The following is a 3,713-nucleotide window of genomic DNA, read 5'->3' as shown; positions in this document are numbered from 1 at the left end:
TGAGCTACTCCCCATCGGTTGGACAGTATCTGGCGTAATTTAAGCTACTCTTTGCACCTGCTGATCGGGTTTGTTGATATCATTTCTCTGCCAATAAACCAGCGCCGGTGGCTTGCCGCCGAGGGCTGAGTGAGGACGCTGGTGGTTGTAGAAGGTCATCCATTTCCGGATAGCCCCTTTCGTCTCTGATCCGGTCTCCCAGGCATGCAGGTAGACGCATTCGTATTTCAGGGTTCGCCACAGCCGCTCGATGAAGATGTTGTCGAGGAATCGGCCTTTCCCATCCATCGAGATGCGCACACCGGATCGGCGGAGCCGGTCGGTCCAGGCGCAGGACGTGAACTGGCTGCCCTGATCCGTGTTCATGATCTCGGGCGGGCCGAACTTGTGGATGGCCTCGCTCAGTGCTTCGACGCAGAAGTCGGCCTCCAGGGTGTTCGAGATCCGCCAGGATAGAACCTTGCGCGTGTGCCAGTCCATGATCGCTATGAGGTATAGGAACCCGCGGCGCATGGGCAGGTAGGTGATGTCCGAGCACCAGACCTGGTTCGGACGATCCACGTGCAGCCCTTTCAGAAGGTAAGGATAGGTCTTGTGTCCTTTCGCCGGCCTGCTCGTGTTGGGCTTCTGGTAAATCGGCATCAGCCCCATGAGGCGCATTAGCCGGCGTATTCGCTTCTCGTTCACGAGATGCCCGTCATTGCGCAGGTGCCAGGTCATCTGGCGGACACCGAAGAACGGCGTCTCCAGGAACTGCTCGTCGATCTGCCGCATCAGGCCGAGGTTCTGTGCGGTCTCTCCCTTCGGCTCGTAGTAATAGGACGAGCGCGCAATCGACAGCAGCCTGCACTGCTGACCGATGGACAGCTGAGGATGGTCAGGCTCGATCATACCGCGCCTCACTTCCCGCCCCAGGGCTTCAGCTTTCGTTCCAAAAAAGAGTTGGCCACCGCCAGCTCCCCGATCTTGGCGTGGAGCTCCTTCACCTGCTCCTCGTCGATCTCGGGTCTCTTGCGGCCACCGCGCTCGAACACGCCGGACGCGCCTTCGAGCAGGGCGCGCTTCCATTGATGGATCATCGTCGGATGCACTCCGAACCGGCTCGCCAGCTCGGCCGCCGTCTCTTCACCCTTCAGGGCTTCCAGCGCGACCTTCGCCTTGAACTCAGGCGCGTGCTGCTTGCGTTTCGACATCTCTGATCTCCTTCTCGTCGAAGATCAGCAGACTGCAAATCGTAGCTTACGTCACTGTCCGAATTTCGGGGGGTAGCTCAGCCGGACGGGTCGAGGCGGAGCGTGCGCTGTCGAAGGTAACAAAGGAGATCGACAACATCGTCACGGCGATCACGGAAGGCATGTTTCATCCGAGTATGAAGGCGAAAATGGATGCGCTCGAGGCTCAGAAGGGTCAGCTTGAGGCAAAACTGACCGCCCTGCCCGCGCGGAGCCCGGTGGTCCTGCACCCGGGGCTGGCGGATGTTTACGCGGCGAAGGTTTCGGATCTGGCGGCTGCGCTGAACGATCCGGAAAGCCGCCCCGAGGCGGTGGAGATCCTGCGCGGTCTGATCGAGAAGATCGTGCTGAGCCCCGACGCGGATGCCGCGAACGGGCATGTGATTGAGCTGTATGGGGAGCTTGGGTCGATTTTGTCGTTGTGCGGCAATGGGATGTGTCAAAATGCCAACGCCCGCGGTGTTAGCGCGGGCGTGAGGCAAGTGACTATGGTTGCGGGGGTAGGATTTGAACCTACGACCTTCAGGTTATGAGCCTGACGAGCTACCGGGCTGCTCCACCCCGCGCCAATACTGTGCTTTTGAGTGCACAGGGGTTTCGTCCCATTGGTTTATTGGTATTGGGACGAGATATCGTATTGAGAGTTACATGGCTCTTTCTAGGTTTGGCGGCGACCTACTCTCCCACGTCTTGAGACGCAGTACCATCGGCGCGACGGCACTTAACGGCCGGGTTCGGAATGGAGCCGGGTGTTTTGCTCGTGCTATGACCACCAAACCGAGGAAGAGCCATATTCCAAGTCGCGTACACTGGGGATGTGTTGCTTTTGAGCAGTATAGCTTGGCTATTACTGGATCAAATCAAGCCTATCGGACAATTAGTACCGGTCAACTGAACGCATTGCTGCGCTTACATCTCCGGCCTATCGACGTGGTGGTCTACCACGGTCCTCAAGGGATACCTTGTTTTGAGGGGGGCTTCCCGCTTAGATGCCTTCAGCGGTTATCCTGTCCGATCATAGCTACCCTGCACTGCCGTTGGCACGACAACAGGTCCACCAGTGGATCGTTCACCCCGGTCCTCTCGTACTAGGGGCAACTCCTCTCAAGTATCCTACACCCACGGAAGATAGGGACCGAACTGTCTCACGACGTTCTAAACCCAGCTCACGTACCTCTTTAAACGGCGAACAGCCGTACCCTTGGGACCTGCTCCAGCCCCAGGATGAGATGAGCCGACATCGAGGTGCCAAACACTGCCGTCGATATGGACTCTTGGGCAGTATCAGCCTGTTATCCCCGGCGTACCTTTTATCCGTTGAGCGATGGCCCTTCCACTCGGGACCACCGGATCACTATGGCCGACTTTCGTCTCTGCTCGACTTGTCAGTCTTGCAGTCAGGCTGGCTTCTGCCATTGCACTCAACGAGCGATTTCCGACCGCTCTGAGCCAACCTTCGCGCGCCTCCGTTACTATTTGGGAGGCGACCGCCCCAGTCAAACTACCCGCCACACAGGGTCCCGGATCCGGATAACGGACCGCGGTTAGACATCAAGCAGGAGAAGGGTGGTATCTCAAGGGAGGCTCCACCAGAACTGGCGTCCTGGTTTCAAAGCCTACCACCTATCCTGCACATCGCATGCCTGATGCCAGTGTGAAGCTGTAGTGAAGGTGCACGGGGTCTTTCCGTCTAACCGCGGGAAGCCTGCATCTTGACAGGCAATTCAATTTCGCTGAGTCGATGTTGGAGACAGCGGGGAAGTCGTTACGCCATTCGTGCAGGTCGGAACTTACCCGACAAGGAATTTCGCTACCTTAGGACCGTTATAGTTACGGCCGCCGTTTACCGGGGCTTCAATTCGGAGCTTGCACCCCTCCTTTTAACCTTCCGGCACCGGGCAGGCGTCAGACCCTATACGTCGTCTTGCGACTTCGCAGAGCCCTGTGTTTTTAGTAAACAGTCGCCACCCCCTAGTTTGTGCCCCCGGCCCATGGTTGCCCACGAACCGGGCCTCCTTCTCGCGAACTTACGGAGGCATTTTGCCGAGTTCCTTCAACATCGTTCTCTCAAGCGCCTTGGTATTCTCTACCAGTCCACCTGTGTCGGTTTAGGGTACGGTCTGATGGAGGGCTATTTCCAGGAACCGCTCAGCGGCAAGACCAATCCGATAAGGTCTCACCACACCTGCGATCCGTCACATCCTCCTGGCCCACGAATATTAACGTGGTTCCCATCGGCTACGCTTTTCAGCCTCGCCTTAGGGGCCGGCTTACCCTGCTCAGATTAGCTTTAAGCAGGAACCCTTGGACTTTCGGCGGGAGGGTCTCTCACCCTCCTTGTCGCTACTCATGTCATCATTCTCGCTAGTGATCGCTCCACCGGTGCCTCACAGCCCGGCTTCACAGCAAACACCTTATCCTGCGCTATCGCTTCGCTACTTGACGCCATAGGCGTCCGTTCAGGGATGCGATAGAAGAGGA

The 3,713-nt window shown here is 57.7% G+C and carries 2 protein-coding genes, 1 tRNA gene and 2 rRNA genes (1 of these 5 cut by a window edge); all 5 read right to left on the bottom strand.

Translation table 11 applies throughout. The features are described 5' to 3' along the window. Window positions 1–39: 39 nt before the first annotated feature. Window positions 40–1,193 (bottom strand): IS3 family transposase gene (locus B5V46_RS19170; protein WP_231119223.1). Its coding sequence is split into 2 segments (ribosomal slippage): window positions 40–941 and window positions 941–1,193, totalling 1,155 coding nucleotides; the frame shifts between segments, so codons are not numbered across the junction. Window positions 1,194–1,270: 77 nt separating this feature from the next. Continuing rightward, a complete protein-coding gene (locus B5V46_RS19160) occupies window positions 1,271–1,612 on the bottom strand; it encodes a hypothetical protein (protein ID WP_080618279.1) in 342 nt (113 codons plus the stop codon). Between the two features lie 109 nt (window positions 1,613–1,721). Further along, a tRNA-Met gene (locus tag B5V46_RS19155) sits at window positions 1,722–1,798 on the bottom strand. A gap of 96 nt (window positions 1,799–1,894) precedes the next feature. Next, a 5S ribosomal RNA gene (rrf, locus tag B5V46_RS19150) occupies window positions 1,895–2,009 on the bottom strand. A 79-nt stretch (window positions 2,010–2,088) separates the two neighbouring features. Then, window positions 2,089–3,713 (bottom strand): 23S ribosomal RNA (locus B5V46_RS19145) (it continues 1,235 nt past the right edge of the window).

It is taken from the genome of Rhodovulum sp. MB263 (assembly GCF_002073975.1).
In the GTDB taxonomy this organism is placed as follows: Bacteria; Pseudomonadota; Alphaproteobacteria; order Rhodobacterales; family Rhodobacteraceae; genus Rhodovulum.
Note: the sequence above shows the minus strand (reverse complement) of the source record. Positions and strands in the feature narration are given on the sequence as shown.